General features: G+C 69.7%; 14 protein-coding genes. 8 read left to right on the top strand and 6 right to left on the bottom strand.

Going from position 1 to position 18336, the window contains the following annotated elements; all coding sequences use genetic code 11:
- Positions 1–239: 239 nt before the first annotated feature.
- Positions 240–1007, top strand: coding sequence for an ABC transporter substrate-binding protein (locus G8A07_RS08755; protein WP_195796648.1), 768 nt, complete (start codon positions 240–242; stop codon positions 1005–1007).
- A 24-nt stretch (positions 1008–1031) separates the two neighbouring features.
- Here the strand turns inward: G8A07_RS08755 and polA are convergent, their stop codons facing one another.
- The gene (gene polA, locus G8A07_RS08750) at positions 1032–3794 is read right to left on the bottom strand and encodes a DNA polymerase I (RefSeq protein ID WP_195796647.1); all 2763 of its coding nucleotides are present in this window, start codon (positions 3792–3794) and stop codon (positions 1032–1034) included.
- A 55-nt stretch (positions 3795–3849) separates the two neighbouring features.
- On the opposite strand from polA, the gene G8A07_RS08745 reads away from it, so the two are divergent.
- The 3 genes from G8A07_RS08745 to G8A07_RS08735 are packed head-to-tail and all read left to right on the top strand — an operon-like array spanning position 3850 to position 6056.
- Complete coding sequence (locus G8A07_RS08745; RefSeq protein ID WP_195796646.1) at positions 3850–4158, top strand: hypothetical protein; 309 nt, start codon at positions 3850–3852, stop codon at positions 4156–4158.
- Between the two features lie 40 nt (positions 4159–4198).
- Positions 4199–5179, top strand: a complete 981-nt coding sequence (locus tag G8A07_RS08740) for a homoserine kinase (protein ID WP_195796645.1) — start codon at positions 4199–4201, stop codon at positions 5177–5179.
- Between the two features lie 37 nt (positions 5180–5216).
- Positions 5217–6056, top strand: a complete 840-nt coding sequence (locus G8A07_RS08735; protein ID WP_195796644.1) for a BPSS1780 family membrane protein — start codon at positions 5217–5219, stop codon at positions 6054–6056.
- A 65-nt stretch (positions 6057–6121) separates the two neighbouring features.
- Here G8A07_RS08735 and G8A07_RS08730 read toward each other — a convergent pair whose 3' ends face one another.
- The gene (locus G8A07_RS08730) at positions 6122–8338 is read right to left on the bottom strand and encodes a PhoX family phosphatase (RefSeq protein ID WP_195796643.1); all 2217 of its coding nucleotides are present in this window, start codon (positions 8336–8338) and stop codon (positions 6122–6124) included.
- A 113-nt stretch (positions 8339–8451) separates the two neighbouring features.
- On the bottom strand, positions 8452–9429 hold the full coding sequence (locus G8A07_RS08725; protein ID WP_195796642.1) for a threo-3-hydroxy-L-aspartate ammonia-lyase: 978 nt from the start codon (positions 9427–9429) through the stop codon (positions 8452–8454).
- A 136-nt stretch (positions 9430–9565) separates the two neighbouring features.
- Here G8A07_RS08725 and G8A07_RS08720 point away from each other — a divergent pair, with 136 nt between their 5' ends.
- The gene (locus G8A07_RS08720; RefSeq protein ID WP_195796641.1) at positions 9566–11662 is read left to right on the top strand and encodes a S8 family serine peptidase; all 2097 of its coding nucleotides are present in this window, start codon (positions 9566–9568) and stop codon (positions 11660–11662) included.
- Between the two features lie 154 nt (positions 11663–11816).
- On the opposite strand, the gene G8A07_RS08715 is transcribed toward G8A07_RS08720, so the two are convergent.
- Positions 11817–14249 (bottom strand): UvrD-helicase domain-containing protein, encoded by a 2433-nt coding sequence (locus tag G8A07_RS08715; protein WP_371816438.1) that lies wholly within the window; start codon positions 14247–14249, stop codon positions 11817–11819.
- A 71-nt stretch (positions 14250–14320) separates the two neighbouring features.
- Between G8A07_RS08715 and G8A07_RS08710 the strand changes: the two genes are divergently transcribed.
- Positions 14321–15319, top strand: a complete 999-nt coding sequence (locus G8A07_RS08710) for a bifunctional helix-turn-helix transcriptional regulator/GNAT family N-acetyltransferase (RefSeq protein ID WP_195796640.1) — start codon at positions 14321–14323, stop codon at positions 15317–15319.
- On the top strand, positions 15279–15671 hold the full coding sequence (locus G8A07_RS08705; protein ID WP_195796639.1) for a YchJ family protein: 393 nt from the start codon (positions 15279–15281) through the stop codon (positions 15669–15671). The genes G8A07_RS08710 and G8A07_RS08705 overlap by 41 nt, the downstream gene beginning before the upstream one ends.
- 8 nt (positions 15672–15679) lie before the next feature.
- On the opposite strand, the gene G8A07_RS28075 is transcribed toward G8A07_RS08705, so the two are convergent.
- On the bottom strand, positions 15680–15802 hold the full coding sequence (locus G8A07_RS28075) for a hypothetical protein (protein ID WP_256441103.1): 123 nt from the start codon (positions 15800–15802) through the stop codon (positions 15680–15682).
- Positions 15803–16012: 210 nt separating this feature from the next.
- Between G8A07_RS28075 and G8A07_RS08700 the strand changes: the two genes are divergently transcribed.
- On the top strand, positions 16013–16726 hold the full coding sequence (locus G8A07_RS08700; RefSeq protein WP_195796638.1) for a pseudouridine synthase: 714 nt from the start codon (positions 16013–16015) through the stop codon (positions 16724–16726).
- Here the strand turns inward: G8A07_RS08700 and G8A07_RS08695 are convergent.
- Positions 16695–18254: an MFS transporter gene (locus G8A07_RS08695; protein WP_213086256.1), complete on the bottom strand. Its 1560-nt coding sequence runs from the start codon at positions 18252–18254 to the stop codon at positions 16695–16697. The genes G8A07_RS08700 and G8A07_RS08695 overlap by 32 nt on opposite strands.
- Positions 18255–18336 lie beyond the last annotated feature (82 nt).

Raw genomic sequence — 18336 nt, 5'->3', positions numbered from 1 at the left:
CAAACGCTGCGCCAAGCAGGAGGGTGGGTGGGCCTGATGCGGAGGTCAAGGAGGAGGCCGCGAAGCGGCCGGGGGACACGCAGCAGCAGGCCTGCCCGCCCTCCTGCGCTCAGACCTTCTTGCCTTCGCTGCATCACCAATCAACGCACAAAGCGCTTTTCCGTGTGCCGCTGGCCGTAAGCCTGCCGCAGGCTCGCCCGCCTAAGCTGGCGAGGCCCCTCCAACTTCCCTGCCCTGCGATGAACTCCATCACGCGCCGCCGCCTGCTGTACGCAGCGGCGCTCTCCAGTACCGGCGTCGCGGCCAAGCCGTCATCGGCCGGAACGCCACTGCGCCTGGCCTACTACGACAACTTCGCGCCCTTCTCGCGCCTGCGGGACGGCCGGGTCGGCGGCATCTTCGTCGACATCATGGAGGAGCTGCTGGTGCGGCGCCTGGGCCTGCGCGTGCAGCATGAGGCCTTCCCCTGGGCGCGGGCGCAGCAGCGGGTGCGGCTGGGTGAGGCCGACGGCTTCATCACCGTGCCGACGCCGGAGCGCCTGGTCTATGCGGTGGCCGGCGAGGCCTGGGTGACCCAGGGCCGGCTGGCAATGTTCGTGCGCGCCGAGGCGAGCGCGCTGCGCCAGCGCCTGCAGGGACTGAAGAGCCCGGACGAGCTGGCCGGGCTGCGGCTGGGCGCCTATCTGGGCAACGGCTGGGTCAAGGCGCGCTTCGCGGGACAGGAGGTGCATTACAGCCCGAGCCGCCAGCATGCGCTGCGCATGCTGCTGGCGGACCGCTTCGATGTGCTGCTGGACTCGGCCAATGCCACCCAGGCCGCGCTGCGCGCCGCCGGGCTGGAGCGCGAGGTGGTGGAGCTGGCGCCGGCGCTGGACAGCAATGAGACCCGGCTGATGCTGGGCCGCCATTCGCCCCATCTGTCGCGCCTGCCTCAGATCGATGCCGAGCTGCGCCGCATGCAGCGCGATGGCGCGCTGGCCCGGCTGAGCCAGCTGCCGCCGGACTGAGCGCCACCCGGCGGCGGGGCGGCCTCAGTGCGCCTCGTCCCAGTTCGGCCCAACGCCCACCTCGGCCAGCAGCGGCACCTGCAGCTGGGCCACGCCGGCCATCAGCTTGGGCACCTCGGCCTTGACCCAGGCCAGCTCGGCATCCGGCACCTCGAACACCAGTTCGTCGTGCACCTGCATGATGATCCGGGTAGAGAGGCCCTGGGCGTCCAGCGCCTGCTGCACCGCGACCATCGCCAGCTTGATCAGGTCGGCCGCCGTGCCCTGCATCGGCGCGTTGATCGCCTGGCGCTCGGCGCCGCTGCGGCGCGGGCCGTTGCCGGAGTTGATCTCGGGCAGCCACAGGCGCCGGCCGAACACGGTCTCGACATAGCCCTTGGCCTTGGCCTCCTCGCGGGTGCGGTCCATATAGGCCTTCACGCCGGCGAAGCGGGTGAAGTAGCGGTCGATGTAGTCCTTGGCCGCCTTGGTCTCGATGCCCAGGCTCTGCGCCAGGCCGAAGGCGCCCATGCCGTAGATCAGGCCGAAGTTGATGGTCTTGGCATAGCGGCGCTGCTCGCTCGTGACCTCGTCCAGGCCGACGCCGAACACCTCGGAGGCGGTCGCGCGGTGCACATCCTGGCCCTCCTGGAAGGCGCGCAGCAGGCCCGGATCCTCGCTGATATGGGCCATGATGCGCAGCTCGATCTGCGAGTAGTCGGCGCTGACCAGATGATGGCCCGGCGGCGCGATGAAGGCCTCCCGCACCTTGCGCCCTTCCGCGGTGCGGATCGGGATGTTCTGCAGGTTCGGGTCGTTGCTGGCCAGGCGGCCGGTCACCGCCACCGCCTGGGCATAGGTGGTGTGCACCCGGCCGGTGACCGGATTCACCATCAGCGGCAGCTTGTCGGTGTAGGTGCTCTTCAACTTGGCCAGGCCGCGGTACTCGAGGATCTTGGCCGGCAGCGGATAGTCCTGCGCCAGCTTGTCCAGCACCTCCTCGTCGGTGGAGGGCGCGCCGGTGGCGGTCTTCTTGACGACCGGCAGGCCCAGCTTGTTGAACAGGATCTCGCCGATCTGCTTGGGGCTGCCCATATTGAAGGGCTGGCCGGCGATCTCGTAGGCCTGCTGCTCGATCGCGACCAGGCGCTGCGCCAGCTCATGGCTCTGCGCCTGCAGCCGCGCGGCATCGATCAGCACGCCGTTGCGCTCGATGCGCGCCAGGGTGTGCGAGGTCGGCAGCTCGATCTGCTGGTAGACGAAGTTGAGGCCGGCGTCCTCCTCGATGCGCGGCAGCAGCAGCTCGTGCAGCTGCACGCACATCTCGGAATCCTCGCCCGAATACTCGGCGGCGCGCGCCACGTCCACCTGCGCGAACGGGATCTGGTGCACGCCCTTGCCGCACAGGTCCTCGTAGGCGATGCCGGCGCGGCCCAGGTGGCGCTCGCCCAGGGCGCCGAGGCCATGGGTCTTGTGCGCCTCCAGCACATAGCTCTGCAGCATGGTGTCGTGCGCATAGCCGGCGACCGCGATGCCATGGTTCAGGAACACATGGCAGTCGTACTTGATGTTCTGGCCCAGCTTCCTCTTCGAGGCATCCTCCAGCCAGGGCTTCATTCGCAACAGCACCTCGTCCAGCGGCAGCTGCTCGGGCGCGTCCGGCCCGCTGTGGCGCAGCGGGATGTAGGCCGCCTTGCCCGGCTCCACCGCGAAGGAGATGCCGACGATGCGCGCCACCATGCCGTCCAGCGAATCGGTCTCGGTGTCCAGCGCGGTCAGCGGCGCGGCGTCGATCTTCGCCAGCCAGGCGTCCAGCTGTTCCCAGCTCAGCAGCGTCTCGTAGTGACGCTCCAGCGGCAGGGCCGCGACGGCGGGCGCGGCCGCCTCGTCCGATGTTGCGGCAGCCGCGGCCGCCTTCGACTTGGCCGGCGCCGGCACTTCGCCGCTCAGCTCCTTCAGCCAGGTCTTGAAGCCGTTGCGGGTGTAGAAGCCGATCAGGCCTGGCTCGTCCACCGCCTTGAGCTGCAGCGCCTCCAGCGCCGGCCAGCCGGCCACATGGCCGGCCAGGTCGCAGTCGCTCTTGATCGTCACCAGCCGGCGGCCCATCGGCAGCCAATCCAGCGCCTTGCGCAGGTTCTCGCCGGCCACGCCCTTGACCTTGTCGGCGCTGGCGATCACGCCGTCCAGCGAGCCGTATTCGGCGATCCACTTGGCCGCGGTTTTCGGGCCGACCTTCTCGACGCCGGGCACGTTGTCGACCGTGTCGCCCGTCAGGGTCAGGTAGTCGACGATGCGCTCGGGCGGCACGCCGTACTTGGCCGCGACGCCGGCGGCGTCCAGCGCCTCGTTGCTCATCGTGTTGATCAGGGTCACGTCTTGCGTGACCAGCTGGGCCATGTCCTTGTCGCCGGTGGAGATCACCACCTGGTAGCCGGCGCGCTCGCCAAAGGCCGCCAGGGTGCCGATCGCGTCGTCCGCCTCGATGCCGGGCACCTCCAGGATCGGCCAGCCGAGCAGGCGCACGACCTCGTGGATCGGCTCGATCTGCTCGCGCAAGGGCTCCGGCATCGGGGCGCGCTGGGCCTTGTATTCCGGATACCACTCGTCGCGGAAGGTCGGGCCCTTGGCGTCGAACACGCAGGCCGCATGGGCGGCGCCGATCTGCTCGCGCAGCTTCTTCATCATCGCGACCATGCCGTGCAGGGCCCCGGTGGGCTGGCCCTCGGGACCGCGCAGGTCGGGCAGGGCATGGTAGGCGCGGTAGAGGTAGCTGGAGCCGTCGACCAGCAGCAGAATCGGTTTGCTCATGGGGGGCGATTGTCGTGCAAGCTTCGCGCGCCGCCCCGCATAGAATGGCAGCATCATGCTGAAGCGCCCGCTCCTCCCCCTGCTGCTCGCCGCCTCGTTCGCATCCGCCCTGCTGGCCCCCGCGGCCCAGGCCCTGGATGTGCCCGAACCGCAGGTCAAGCAGACCGTGGTGGAGGACGACCATACCCGTGTCGAGGAATTGCGCGTGCGCGGCCAGACCCAGAAGGTCACGGTCCAACCCAAGAACAGCAAGGCCCCCGCCTACGAGATCATCATGGGCGATGGCAGCCGTGACCTCGCCGCCGGCCCCGGCTCCAGCCGTGGCGCCGCCGGCCAGCGCGTCTGGCGCCTGCTGGATTTCTGAACCCACGGGGCGCCGCCCCGGGATTCCGTCCCTCTTCCTCATGGCCGTCTTCACCGAAGTTTCCCTGGCCCAGGCTCAAGCCCTGGCCGAGCGCCTGAACCTGGGCGCCGTGCGCGAGCTGCGCGGCATCAAGGCCGGCATCGAGAACACCAACTATTTCCTGACCACCGAACGCGGCGCCTATGTGCTGACCCTGTTCGAGCGCCTGAGCTTCCAGCAGCTGCCCTTCTACCTGCGCCTGATGCAGCATCTGGCGCGGCGCGGCGTCGCGGTGCCGGAGCCGCATGCCGACGCGGCGGGCGAGATCCTGTTCGAGCTGGCCGGCAAGCCGGCCGCGGTGGTGGACAAGCTGGCCGGCGGCCATCAGCTGGCGCCGGACGCCTTCCATTGCGAGCAGGTCGGCGCCCAGCTGGCGCGCCTGCACCTGGCCGGTCAGGACTTCCCCCTGAGCCAGCCGAACCTGCGCGGCCTGCCCTGGTGGACCGAGACGGTGCCGGTGGTGCTGCCGCATCTGGCGCCGGCACAAGGCCAGTTGATCACGACCGAGCTGGCCTTCCAGCAGCAGCTGGCAGCCTCGCAGACCTATGCCGAACTGCCGCGCGGGCCGATCCATGCCGATCTGTTCCGCGACAACGTGATGTTCGCGCCGGTCGAGGGCCAGCCCGGGCGCGAGCGCCTGACCGGCTTCTTCGACTTCTATTTCGCCGGCGTCGACACCTGGCTGTTCGACCTGGCCGTGTGCCTGAACGACTGGTGCATCGACCTGGACAGCGGCCGGCTCGACGAGACGCGCGCCCAGGCCTTTGTCGAGGCCTACGAGAGCGTGCGGCCGCTGAGCGGCGCCGAGCACCGGCTGCTGCCGGCGCTGCTGCGCGCCGCCGCGCTGCGCTTCTGGATCTCGCGGCTGTGGGACTATCACCTGCCGCGCGACGCCGCCCTGCTCAAACCCCATGACCCCGGCCATTTCGAGCGGGTGCTGCGCGAACGCGTGGCCGCGCCATGGCATGCCTTGAAAGACTGAAACCTTGTCGTCGTCGTCGTCATCGTCGTCCTCCTCGATGCCCCTGCACCTGCAGACCGTGCCGGCCCGCCATGGCGTGCTGTGGGTGCGGCATGGCTTCAAGGTGTTCCAGCGCCGGCCGATGGCGATCACCGGCCTGTTCGCGCTGTTCCTGCTGACCGGCTTCCTGCTGCTGCTGGTGCCGGTGCTCGGCTCGGTGCTGCTGCTGATGTCGCTGCCGCTGCTGAGCCTGGGCTTCATGCTGGCCACCCATCTGGTGCTGCAGAACCAGACGCCGACCGCCGCGGTCTTCCTCGCGCCGCTGAAGCTGACCGCCAAGCGCCGCAACAGCCAGCTGGCGCTGTGCGGCGCCTATGCGCTGGCGACGGTGCTGGTGATGGTGCTGAGCAACTGGGTCGACGGCGGCGCCTTCGAGGCCTTCCAGGCCCTGCTGGCCAAGCCCGAGGCCGACAACCCGAGCTACGACGCCGCGGTGCAGGCCGCGCTGGCCGAACCGCGCCTGGTGTGGGGCATGATCTGCCGCTTCGGCCTGGCGGCCCTGCTGTCGGTGCCCTTCTGGCATGCGCCGGCCCTCGTGCACTGGGGCGGCCAGGGCGCGCTACAGGCGCTGTTCTCCAGCACCCTGGGCGTCTGGCGCAACCGCGCCGCCTTCGTGCTGAACGGCCTGCTCTGGGTCGCCCTGCTGGTCGGCATGTCGCTGGTGCTGAGCCTCTTGATGAGCGTGCTGGGCCTGGTGCAGCTGCTGCCGATGCTGGCCCTGCCGCTGGGCCTGCTGCTGTCCAGCGTGTTCTACGCCTCGCTGTATTTCACCTTCGTCGATTGCTTCATGTTCGGTGCACCGAAGGAGTTGCCCGGCGAGACGCCGCCCCAGGCTTGAAAAGATCTTGCCCATGAAAAAACCCCGCCAAGGCGGGGTTTGCTTTTTGTGGACGCTGCGCCGGATCAGCTGCCGATCACGCCGCCATCGTTCTTGGTGATCACGATGGTGGCCGAGCGCGGGCGGGCGTTCGGGCCGCCGGCGCCGTAGCCGGCGTTGCCGGGCCAGTGGCTCAGGTACTTGCTCGGGTCGGCGACGGTGGCCGAGGTGATGGTCTCGCCCGGGTGCTGGATGTTGATGAACAGGGCCTTGCCATCGGGCGTCTCGGCGCAGCCGGTGATCTCGCAGTCCACCGGGCCGACCAGGAAGCGCTTCAGCGTGTCGGCAGTCGGGGCCTTGCCGACATAGGTGTCGACGTTCTTGCCGCCGGTGTAAGCCAGCGTCTTCTTGCCGCCATCACCCACCGTGCCGGGAATGCCGGCCAGCATCATGCAGTTGGTCTTGTCGGTGTAGGCGCCATCGTCGGTCTGGATCCAGCACAGGCCGGTCGCACGGCTGAACCACAGGCCGTCGGGGCTGGACATGTCCTGGTCTTCCGTCAGCGAGGACAGGTTGACCAGACCCTTGTCCGCGCCGGCTTCGGCGCCGAACAGGTAGACGTCCCACTTGAAGGCGGTACCGGCCGCGTCGGCGGTTTCGGCCAGGCGGATGATGTGGCCGTTGACGTTGCCGCTCTGCTTGGTCGACGCGCCCTTGGTGTCGTCGTAGGCGCGCGGGTTGGCGGCATCCACCGTGGCCAGGGTGCGGTTGCTGTTGTTGGTCAGCGTGAAGTAGACCTCGCCGGTGACCGGATGGCTGGCGCACCATTCGGGGCGGTCCATCTTGGTCGCGCCCACCGCATCGGCGGCCAGGCGGGCGTTGACCACCACATCGGCCTGGTCGGCAAAGGCGTAGAGCGTGCTGGCCTTGATCGTCGCGTTGTTGATCGACAGCTCGATCCAGGTGCCGGTGCCGTCGGCATTGAACTTGGCGACATAGAGCTTGCCGCTGTCCAGGTACTTGTCGCCGGTGGCGATGCGGTCGGCCGGGTTGGCATCGGCGGCGGCCCAGTTGGCGGCCGAGACGAACTTGTAGATGTACTCGCCGCGCGAATCGTCACCCATGTAGACGGCCAGCGGCTTGCCCTCAACCAGCTTGCTGAAGGCCGCGCTCTCATGCGCGAAGCGGCCCAGCGTGGTGCGCTTCTTGATGGCACTGGTCTTGCTGTAGGGATCGATCTCGACCAGGTAGCCGAAGGTGTTCAGTTCGTTGCGGTAGTCATCGCTGCCGTCGGCCGAGGCGCCCTTCTTCGAGATGTCCCAGCGCGCGTACTTGTCGTCGGCGCCGCCGGTCTCCCAGCCGTGGCGGCTGGCCGCGCCCTGGTTGCGGCCATAGCGCTTCAGCGAGGCGACGCTCTTGTCGTTGGCGCGCGCCGCATCGTCGGCCGCGCCGCGGGTGAAGTAGCCGGACCAGTTCTCTTCGCCGGTCAGGGTGGTGCCCCAGGGGGTGGAGCCGGTGCCGCAGTTGTTCAGCGTGCCGCGGGCGTTCTTGCCGTCGGCCGAGAACTTGGTCTTCATCAGGCCCGAGCCGGCGGCCGCGCCGGACAGCAGCACCGGGGTCAGCGGGGTGATGCGGCGGTTGAAGGCGGAGTCCTTCACATAGCCGAACAGCGCACCGTTCTTCTTCACCTCGACCACCGAGACGCCGTGCAGCGGCACCTCACGGTCGACCTCGGCGGCCGGGCGCGGCAGGGTGTTGGTGCCGCCGTTGACATGCACGAAGGCGGAGGCGCGCTCGCTGCCGCTGTGGCTGGTGGCTTCGTGGTTCATCACCAGCAGGCCGCGGACCGAGCCCTTGGCATCGGGCTTGCCGTCGGCCGACAGGCCGTAGTACTCCATGCCGTCATGGTGGTCGCCGGCGCGGTTCTCGAAATCGCCGTCGCTGCCGTCGTTCTTGTAGGCGCCGGTGGTGGCGTTCAGCGGATCGCCCAGCGCATAGATGATGCTGGCGGTATAGCCGGCGGGCACGACCACGGCGTCGGCCAGGCTCTTGGCCACGGCCGCGAAGCCCAGCTTGTCGAGCGGCTTCGGCGGTGCGACCACCGCACCGTCGTTGTCATCATCGCCGCCGCCGCAGGCCGACAGGCCCACGCTGCCGAACACGGCCGCCGCGGCGCTGCCGATCGCGCCGCGCAGCAGGGAGCGGCGTGCCAGGCGGGCCTGCAGCACGCTCTGGAAGGTCTCGTTCTGGCTGTTGTTGTAGTCGATGTCGTCGGGGTCGATGGTGCGGATGTCTTGGGACATGGAGGACTGCCTCTAGCGGTTGCTCGAAGCGGCGCAGTCTGCGCATGGGCCGTGAAACACCCGTGACGCACACATGACCAAATCATGACAATCGCACGCCCTTCAGACCAGCCTCAGCCCGCCACCAGCTCACAGAAGCGCCGCAGATCCACATTGCCGCCGCTCAGCAGCACGCCGACGCGCTGGCCGCGCAGGGTTTCCTTGAGCCCCTGCGCGCCGGCGAAGCCGAGGCAGCCGGTCGGTTCCACCAGCAGCTTCATGCGCGCGGCGAAGAAGCGCATCGCCTCGACCAGCTGCGCGTCGCTGGCGGTCAGGATGTCGCTGACCGCATGGCGGATGATCGCGAAGTTGCGCTCGCCGATATGCGGGGTCTGCGCGCCGTCGGCGATGGTGCGCGGCACGTCGATCCAGACCACATGGCCGGCGCGCAGCGACTGCTGGCCGTCGTTGCCGGCCTCGGGCTCGACGCCGTAGAGCCGGCATTGCGGCGCCAGCGCGCCCAGCACCAAGGCCGAGCCGGCCAGCAGGCCGCCGCCGCCCAGCGGCATGAACAGCGCGTCGAGCGGGCCGACCTCCTCGATCAGCTCCAGCGCCGCGGTGCCCTGCCCCGCGATCACGTCCGTATGGTCGAAGGGCGACACCAGGGTCAGGCCTTGCTCCTCGGCCAGGCGGCGGCCGATCTGTTCGCGGTCCTCGGTGAAGCGGTCAAACAGCACGACGCGGGCGCCATAGCCCTCGGTGGCCGCCACCTTGGCGGGCGGCGCGTCCTTGGGCATCACGACGGTGGCCGGCATGCCCAGCAGCCGCGCCGACAGCGCGATCGCCTGGCCATGGTTGCCGGAGGAAAAGGCCACCACGCCGGCGCGCCGCTGCGCGGCATCGAAGCGCGACAGCGCATTGAAGGCGCCGCGGAACTTGAAGGCGCCGGCGCGCTGCAGGTTCTCGCACTTGAAGAACAGCTGCGCGCCGAAGGCCTCGTCGGCCTGGCGCGAGCGCATCACCGGCGTGCGGTGGGCATGGCCCTTGATGCGCCCGGCGGCGGCGAGCACGGCGTCGAAATCGGGGATCTGCGGGTCCTGTTGCGGCGTCATCGTCTGTCTACTCCCTGTGGATGCGGGCCTGATCCGGCCGACTGTACCCGCGCGTCCCTCGCGTTGAGGATGGCCGCCGCACGCCGGCGCGGCATCGTGCCCCCACCGAGCACATCACCTCAGGGAGTCCCGCATCATGGCTGACGACACGACAAGCTACTTCTGGCAGGGCGGCCGCAAGATCCCGATCCGCAAGGACGCCGCGACGATCACGATCCAGGCCAGCAGCGAGAGCGCCGCGCTGGAGGCCGCCGGCCGCGCCGGCGTGCAGGTCGACGCCCTGCACAGCGCTACGCCCGCGCTGGTGCGCCTGACCCTGCCGCGCGCCGAGACCGAGACCTCGGTGAACCGGCTGCGCGCGCAGCGCGAGGTGGTGCACCATGTCTACCGCGCAGCCCCGCAGGGTTCGACCCAGCCGGAGAGCGAACCGGCCGACGAGGGCGGTGACGAGTACCTGATCACCGAGAGCTTCTTCCTGAAGTTCAAGCCCGGCACCGCGCCGCAGCGCATCCAGGACCATCTGCGCGGCCAGCATCTGGTGGTGGAGCGCGAGCTGGGGGACCTGACCTTCCTGGTGCGCGTCACCGATGCGACCGGCAAGAACCCGATCCGGGCCGCCAACGAGGCGCAGGCCAGCGACGTGGTCGAGTATGCCGAACCGAATCTGGTGCGGCCGCTGACCCGCTTCTTCATCCCCTCGGACCCGCTGTTCGCGAGCCAATGGCATCTGCATGCGCCGAGCGCGGGCACCGATCTGGTGGCCGGCGCCGGCATCTTCGCCGCCGAGGCCTGGGACCTGACGCGCGGCCGGCGCGACGTGGTGATCGCGGTGGCCGACGACGGCTTCGACATGACGCATCCGGACTTCCAGGGCGAGGGCAAGGTGGTGGCCCGACTCAACGCCACCCTGCGCGGCGAGGGCGCCGATGCGCCCAGCATCGAATGGGACGCGGATGTGCAGCCCCGCGCCGGCGACTACCACGGCACGCCCTGCCTGGGCGTCGCGGCGGCCGAGGGCAATGGCGGCGGCGTGATCGGCGTGGCGCCGGGCTGCGGCATCGTCGCGCTGCGCTTCCCGCTGGCCGCGATGACCGATGCCAACTTCATCGCGATGTTCCGCAAGCTCTCGCCGCTGGCCGACGTGGTGTCCTGCTCCTGGGGCGTCGGGCCGGCCAATGCGCCGATGAGCCGCGCGCTCGCCGATGCGATCACCGCGCTGGCGCAGAGCGGCGGCCGGCGCGGCAAGGGCATGGTCTTCTGCATCGCCGCCGGCAACAACAACTGCCCGGTGCAGGATCTGCAGAACACCCGCCGCTACGAGTACCTGGACCGCTTCGGCATCCGGCGCGGCTATGCCGGGCCGATCGACCGCTGGGTGGCGGCGCACCCGGCGGCCCTGATCGTCAGCGCCAGCACCTCGCTGAAGACGCGCTCCGCCTATTCCTCCTGGGGCCGGCAGATCAGCGTCTGCGCGCCCTCGGACAATTGGGATGATCTGCGCGCGCAGCAAGTGCCCGGGCGCGGCATCGTGACCACCGACAACGAGGGCGCCGGTCCGCGCTCGGACTTCACGCCCAACTCGCGCTTCACCGACCGCTTCGGCGGCACCTCCAGCGCCACGCCGACGGTGGCCGGCGTGTGCGCGCTGGTGCTGTCGGCGAATCCGGCGCTGAGCGCGCAGCAGGTGCGCGAGATCATCTGCAAGAGCGCCGACAAGGACCTGTCGCTGCAGACCCATACCCCCGTCAACGAGCCCGGCGGCTTCGACGCACAGGGCTTCAGCCTCTGGTTCGGCCATGGCAAGGTGAACGCCTTCAAGGCGGTCAAGGCCGCGACGGCCGGCACGCTGGAGCAGCGCACGATCGACCGCAGCCTGGCGCCGGGCCTGGCGATCCCCGACGCGGGCGCGCCCATCGTCAGCGCGCTCGAGATCGGCGACGAGGGTCGGATCGAGGACCTGCGCATCCAGGTCGAGATCGCCCACAGCTATGTCGGCGACCTGCGCGTCGACCTGCTGGCGCCCGACGGCACCGCGGTCGCGCTGCACAACCATGGCGGCGGCAGCGCCGACGATCTGCGGCGTACCTACTCGGTGGCCAACCACCCGGCGCTGCGCGGCCTGCTGGGCCGCGCGATCACCGGCCGCTGGCAGCTGCGCGTGGCCGACAGCGTGCGGCTCGATGCCGGCCGGCTGGAACGCTGGCGGCTGTTCGCGCGGGTTTCGATCGCCTGAGGGGCGAGCTCAGAGGCTGAGAGGTTTTCGTCGCGAGCCAACGTCAGGCTAGGCGGACGGCGCACAGGAACCGGAACGTACTCCCTGTACGTGAGGATTCCGAGCACCGGCCAACGACGCATGGCGATGGCGCAGTAGAAAAACTCTCAGCCTCTCAGTCGATCGGTGTCAGCTTCGCGACGCTGAGCGCCAGCCACTTCATGCCGTGGCGTCCGAAGTTGACCTGCGCGCGCGCGTCGGCGCCGCTGCCCTCCAGGGTGACCAGCACGCCCTCGCCGAACTTGGTGTGGAACACGCCCTTGCCGACGCGCAGCCCGCCATGTTCCTCGTCGACCTTCTTGACCATCGAAGGCGGCACCGGCGCGCTGACCCAGGCAGCCTTCTCGCTGCTCTGCGCCCGGCTGCCGGCGCCGACCATGGACTTCAGCCCCGAGCCGCGCGACCAGGCCTCCTGGTACTCCTTCGCGAAGCCCGAGCCGAAGCCCTGGTTCTTCGGCGTCAGCCATTTCAGTGCGGCCTCGGGCAGTTCGTCGAAGAAGCGGCTCTTGATGTTGTAGCGCGTCTGGCCGTGCAGCATGCGGGTCTGGCAGAAGCTGATGTACAGGCGCTGGCGCGCCCGCGTGATCGCCACATACATCAGGCGCCGTTCCTCCTCGAGCCCGTCGTTGTCGGAGAGCGAGTTCTCGTGCGGGAACAGGCCCTCTTCCAGACCGGTGATGAAGACCGCGTCGAACTCCAGGCCCTTGGCCGAGTGCACGGTCATCAGCTGCACCGCGTCCTGGCCGGCCTGGGCCTGGTTGTCGCCGGCCTCCAGCGAGGCATGGGTCAGGAAAGCGGCCAGCGGCGACATGATCTCGCCGGTCTCGGCATCCGGCGTGATCGCCGCGGCGGCCACCGCCTGCGGCAGGCCCTCGGCGATCGTGCCTGGCGCGGTCTCGTCGACCGGCAGCGCGATCGCATCCTTGCCGAAGCCCTCCTGGGTGACGAAGGCCTCGGCCGCGTTGACCAGTTCGGCCAGATTCTCCAGCCGCTCGGCGCCTTCCTTCTCGGTGCGGTAGAAGTCCGCCAGACCCGAGGTCTCGACCACCTGCTCGATGATCTCGCGCAGGGTCAGGCCTTGCGTCAGGTTGCGCATCGAATCGACCAGATTGACGAAGGCGGCCAGGTTGCTGCCGCCCTTGCCGGCCACCGCACCGACGCTCTGGTAGAGGCTGCGCCCGCTCTGGCGCGCCGCGTCCTGCAGCTGCTCGATGGTGCGTGCGCCGATGCCGCGGGTCGGGAAGTTGACGACGCGCAGGAAGCTGGTGTCGTCGTTGGCGTTCTCGATCAGGCGCAGATAGGCCAGCGCATGCTTGACCTCGGCGCGCTCGAAGAAGCGCAGGCCGCCGTAGACGCGATAGGGAATGCCGGCATTGAACAGCGCCGATTCGATCACCCGCGACTGCGCGTTGCTGCGATACAGCACCGCGATCTCTTGGCGAGCAAGACCAGCCCGATGCAGGGCCTGGGCCTCCTCGATCAGCCACTGCGCCTCATTGAAGTCGCTGGCAGCCTCCTGCACGCGGATCGGCTCGCCGGGGCCGGCCTCGGTGCGCAGGTTCTTGCCCAGACGCCGGCTGTTGTTGCTGATCAGGGTATTGGCCGCATCGAGGATGTTGCCGAAGCTGCGGTAGTTCTGCTCCAGCTTGACGACGTTCTTGACGCGATACTCGCGCTCGAAGTCGGACATATTGCCGACCCGCGCGCCGCGGAAGGCGTAGATGCTCTGGTCGTCGTCGCCGACCGCGAACACGGCCTGGCCACGGCCCGCGTTGGCCGGCGGCGCGAACATCTTCAGCCAGGCGTACTGCAGCTTGTTGGTGTCCTGGAACTCGTCGACCAGCAGATGCTGGAAGCGGTGCTGGTAATGCGCGCGCACCGCGGCGTTGTCGCGCATCAGCTCGTAGGAGCGCAGCATCAGCTCGGCAAAGTCGACCACGCCCTCGCGCGTGCATTGGTCCTCGTAGGCCTGGTAGATCTCGACCAGCTTCTTGGTCTGCTCGTCGCGCTGCTCGATGTCCTTGGGGCGCAGCCCGTCCTCCTTGGCGCCGGCGATGAACCAGCCGACCTGCTTGGGCACGAAGCGCTCCTCGTCGAGCTTCATCGCCTTGATCACGCGCTTGATCGCCGAGACCGTGTCGCCCGAGTCCAGGATCTGGAAGCCCTGCGGCAGACCCGCCAGCTTCCAATGCGCGCGCAGGAAGCGGTTGCACAGGCCGTGGAAGGTGCCGATCCACATGCCCCGCACATTGACCGGCAGCATCGTGGTCAGCCGGGTCAGCATCTCCTTGGCCGCCTTGTTGGTGAAGGTCACCGCCATGATCGCGCCCGGCGAGGCCTGGCCGGTCTGCAGCAGCCAGGCGATGCGGGTGGTCAGCACCCGGGTCTTGCCCGAGCCGGCGCCGGCCAGGATCAGGCTCGGCTCGGCCGGCGCGGTGACGGCCGCGTATTGCTCGGGGTTCAGGTTCTTCAGCAGGCCGCCGCTGGCGGCGGGTGCGGGCGGCGCCACCGGCGCGGCGAACATGTCTTCTTGGGGGGGCAGACTCATGCGCGCATTCTAGAGTTCGCCTCTTCACAAAATACTTGCCAAAAGCAAGCATCAAGATTGATGATGGCGCCATGCCCGACCTCGACCCGATCGCCGCCGTCCGCGCCTTCAACCGCTTCTACACCCGCCGCATCGGTGCGCTGGACGAGGGCCTGTCCCATACCGAGTTCAGCCTGGCCGAGGCGCGGGTGCTGTGGGAGCTCGCCCATGCCGCCGCGCCGGTCGGCGCCAGCCAGCTATCGCGCGAGCTGCGGCTGGACCTGGGCTACCTGAGCCGGCTGCTGAAGGGCCTGCGCGAGCGCGGCCTGGTGCGCTCGCGCGCCAACCCGGCCGATGCGCGCCAGAGCCTGCTGAGCCTGACGGCCGCCGGCAAGCGCGCCTTCGCGCCGCTGGACCAGGGCAGCCAGGCCCAGGTCGGCGAGATGCTGGCCCGCCTGGATGCGCCGCGACGCGAGGAACTGCTCGGCGCGCTGGCGCGGGTGCAGCACCTGCTGGGCGACGAGGTGCCGGCACCGGCCGCCGCGGTGCGGCTGCGTCCGCTGCGCAGCGGCGACCTCGGCTGGGTGATCGCCCGCCATGGCGCGCTCTACGCCCAGCAGTTCGGTTTCGACCTGCGCTTCGAGGCGCTGGTCGCGCGCATCGCGGCCGGCTTCGTCGAGCGCTTCGACCCGGCGCGCGAGGCCGGCTGGATCGCCGAGCGGGAGGCGGATGGCGAACGGCTCGGCTGCGTCTTCCTGGTCCAGGCCCGCGACGAACAGACCGGGGAACCCGATCCCGGCTGGGCGCAGCTGCGCATGCTGCTGCTGGAACCGCAGGCGCGCGGCCTGGGCCTGGGCAAGCGCCTGGTCGCGGGCTGCAACGCCTTCGCGCGCCAGGCCGGCTGCTACCGCGGCATCCGGCTCTGGACCAACAGCCTGCTGTCCGCCGCGCGCGGCATCTACCAGGCCGAAGGCTACCGCCTGATCGCGACCGAGGCACACCACAGCTTCGGGCATGATCTGGTCGGAGAGACCTGGGAACTGAGATTCGATGACGACACCCTGCCCCTGCGGCCGCCCGCAGCCCTATGAACAATGCTGTGGCCGCTGGCATGCCGCCTTCGCCGCCGGCCAGGGCCTGCAGGCGCCGGACGCCGAGCAGCTGATGCGCTCGCGCTACAGCGCCTTCGTGCGCGACGAGCTGGCCTATCTGCTGGCCAGCTGGCATGCCAGCACCCGGCCGGCGAGCCTGGAGCCCAACGAGGCGGGCCTGAAATGGTTGGGGCTGGAGCTCAAGTCACACCGCCAGCAGGACGCCACGCATGCGACGGTGAGCTTTGTCGCGCGCAGCAAGCTGGGCGGGCGCGCCCATCGGCTGGCGGAGACCAGCCGCTTCGTCCGCGAGGACGGCGTCTGGTATTACCTGGACGGGGATGTGGGCTGAAGGCCGGATCAGCCGATCCGGCGCCGCGGCGGCCAGGCCTGCTGCGAATGCGAGCGGCCCAGCAGATTCAGTAGCCATGCCTGGACCGTGGCGATGAGCGGGCGGTGTCCGACGGAATAGGTCTTGGGCATGTTGTACTCCAGGGAGCTGGCTGGCTAGCGAGCAAGCGGCTGCTACGGGTTCAATGATGGGCGTGGCGGATGACAAGATTCTTTCGACCGGGCCTGGCCCTGTCACTCCCCCCTTCTGGGGCTAACCCTGTAATGCGACCGCTTTTCGCCCGAATCGAAACGCCACGCCCCTGAAGCCGGGGACAGGCGCCAACTCCGTCACGCGCTGCGATGTTGTTAAAAGTCCTCTATGCCGACGAGCATCTCGTCGCGATCGACAAACCCGCCGGCCTGCTGGTGCATCGCAGCCAGCTCGATGCGCAGGAGGAGGTCTTCGCGCTGCAGCTGCTGCGCGACCAGCTGGGCCGGCCGGTCTGGCCCGCGCATCGCCTGGACAAGGGCACCTCGGGCCTGCTGCTGTTCGCGCTCTCGGCCGAGGTGGCCTCGGCATTGGGCCAGGCCTTTGAGTCCGGCGCGATGAGGAAGCGCTACCTGGCCCTGGTGCGAGGCTGGACGGCCGAGCCCGAGGGCCTGATCGACCATGCGCTGGCGCGCGACCCGGAGCGGCCTTCGGCCGGCCAGCAGCTGCTGCCGGCGCGCACCAGCTGGACGCGGCTGGCGCGGGTCGAGTGGCCGCTGGCCAGCGACGCTCGGTTCCCGACCACCCGCGGCGCGCTGCTGGAATGCCGGCCCGAGAGCGGCCGGCGCCACCAGATCCGCCGCCATCTGAAGCACATCGCCCATCCGATCATCGGCGACGCCACCCATGGCAAGGGCGCGCTGAACCGGGCGCTGGCCGCCCACCTGGGCCGGCAGCGCCTGTGGCTGCATGGGCTGGAGCTGGCGCTGAGCCATCCGGTCAGCGGCGCGGCGCTGCGCCTCACGGCGCCGCTGGGGCCGGAGTGGCAGGCACTCAGGAGCCTAGGCGACTGGCAGAACGGCTGACGCCCGCAGCCGGCTTCACGGCGCCGAGCACGACCCAGCTCGCCGCCGCCGTCAGCCAGGCGCTCAGGCCGCCATACAGCATGACCCAGCCGAAACCCTGCGTCACCGCGCCATGCACCACCGCCGCGGCGCTCTGCGGATCGGCGATCGCGGCGATCAGCTGCCGGCCGCCGGCCGCATCGCCGCCGGCCAGGCGCTCGGCCAGGACGCGCAGCTGACCCTGCTCGACGGCGGCGCCCAGCGCGGCCTGCAGCCCCGCGCCGATGCCAGCGACCAGCAGCAGCCCCATCACCGCGATGTTCAGCGCCAAGGTGATCAGCCGCGCGCTCACGTCCATGCCGGAGGCCATGCCGGCGCGATGGGCCGGCACGGCCGAGGTCGTCATGCTGGTGGCCGGCGTGGTCGTCAGGCCCAGGCCGATGCCCGCCACCAGCGCGCCGGGCAGCACCGCCCAATGCGCCAGGTGGACCAGCCGGCTGCCCAGCAGCATCAGCAAAAAACCCAGGCCGATCGCGAACAGCCCGGCCGGGATCACATAGCGCGCCTCGTAGCGCAGCAGCAGCCATTGCGCGATCGGCGGCATCAGCAGGAAGGGCACGGTGTAGGCCAGCAGGGCCAGGCCGGTGCTGGCGACGTCGTAGCCCAGCCCGGCGGAGAAGTACAGCGGCAGGTAGATCATGAACGGCCAGTAGCTGCAGTTCATGCCAACGCAGCCCAGGATCGCGCCGGAGAAATCGCGGATGCGGAACACCGTGAAGTCAAACATCGGATGCGGATGCGAGCGCTCCGCGACGACGAAGCCGATCAGGCCAACCAAGGTCGCCGCCAGCAGGCCCAGGGCGGCGGGGCTGGTCCAGCCGAGGGCGGCCCCCTGCGTGATCAGCGCGCTCAGGCCCAGCACCGCGACGGTCAGCGCGAGGATGCCGCCGATGTCCAGCGGCTGCTGGCGGGCCTGCGGATCGCTGGACTCCTCGACGCCAACCCCGATCAGCGCCAAGCCCAGCAGGGCCAGCGGCGCATGCACGGCGAACACCCAGTGCCAGCTCGTCAGCGCGACGATCGCGCCGCCGATCACCGGCCCGAAGCCCAGGCCGATGCCGGCCACCACGCCCCAGATCGCGAAGGCGCGGGCGCGCCGGCTACCCTCGGGAAACTGGTGCGACAGGATCGCGATCGAGCAGATGAACATCGCGCCGCCCGCCATGCCCTGCAGGAAGCGCGCGGCGATCAGCGCCGGCGTGCCGGGCGCGATCCCGCACAGCAGCGAGGCGATGCCGAAGGCCAGCACCGTGATCGCGAACACCCGGCGCCGGCCATAGCGGTCGGCCAGGGTGCCGGTGGACATCAGCACGCTGGTGCAGGCGATGGTGTAGGCGTTCATGATCCATTGCATGTTCTGGAAGTCGGCCCGCAGCCGCGCCTCCAGCACCGGCAGGATGATCGGCACGCTGGAGATTTCAAGGCCGAACATCAGGGCCGCCAGACAGACGGCGGCCAGCGCGAGCAGAGGGGAGCGGGCGGGAGACATGAGGATTCCTGGATGGCGTCGCGGGGACGATGGCGGCCATTCTTATGAGCCACGCCTCATGAGGCAAATGATTAAACTTGGC

This window comes from Roseateles sp. DAIF2 (genome assembly GCF_015624425.1).
In the GTDB taxonomy this organism is placed as follows: domain Bacteria; phylum Pseudomonadota; class Gammaproteobacteria; order Burkholderiales; family Burkholderiaceae_C; genus Kinneretia.
Note: the sequence above shows the minus strand (reverse complement) of the source record. Positions and strands in the feature narration are given on the sequence as shown.